Source organism: Kocuria sp. CPCC 205263 (assembly GCF_040981075.1).
Lineage (GTDB): Bacteria > Actinomycetota > Actinomycetes > Actinomycetales > Micrococcaceae > Kocuria > Kocuria rosea.
The window spans coordinates 1-572 of the sequence record NZ_JAVKPV010000065.1 but is presented as its reverse complement, the minus strand read 5'-3'; the positions used below and the strand labels follow the sequence as shown (position 1 = coordinate 572).

Annotated in this window: 1 protein-coding gene and 1 pseudogene; both read left to right on the top strand. The window is 70.6% G+C overall.

Features of this window, described 5'->3' with window-relative positions:
• Positions 1-180 (top strand): annotated as a pseudogene (locus RF647_RS19150) (hypothetical protein); the annotation flags it as partial.
• 47 nt (positions 181-227) lie between these two features.
• Positions 228-521 (top strand): hypothetical protein, encoded by a 294-nt coding sequence (locus tag RF647_RS19145; RefSeq protein WP_368813119.1) that lies wholly within the window; start codon positions 228-230, stop codon positions 519-521.
• Positions 522-572 lie beyond the last annotated feature (51 nt).

The following is a 572-nucleotide window of genomic DNA, read 5'->3' as shown; positions in this document are numbered from 1 at the left end:
GACGGGGCCGCCGAACTCGACCAGGGCATCACCATCCTGCTGGGCGGCCTCGCCGCCCAGCTCCACCCCACCCCCGCCACACCCAGCGACCCGACCACGGCATCCCAAGGCGCGGTGGGGTCACTCGCGGGCGGTGCGGCACATCCCGACCAGCTCGAGGTCTCACCTGCTGATGCTTGACCCGCTGGATCCTTGACCTGCTCGACCCGTTGCATCCAGGAGTTCTCATGACCACCATCGCCTCCTCCGAGCCGATCGACGCCCACGATGGCCGGCCGCAGCCCAAGCCCGGCGCCACACTGCCCGCACCGGGCATGACCCCGGGCAGCCGTCTGGGCCCGACCGAGGACTTCCCCGAGGATCTGACCGGGCTGGGCATGGCAGATCTGCAGGTGCTGCACTCGAGGATCACCCGCCAGCTCGACCACGACTACCTCACCGACCCGGCCGGGCCCCACTGCTCCACCATGGACCGGCGCTACGAGGTGGCCGCTGAGCTGGACGCCCGCGACACCGCATGAGAGCCCATGACCCCGCCCGAGCCCGAGCCCTCACCGACAGGTACACCATGA

Coding starts and splice junctions, on each gene's coding strand:
- RF647_RS19145 (WP_368813119.1), top strand. CDS start 228: ATGACCACCATCGCCTCCTCCGAGCCGATCGACGCCCACGATGGCCGG.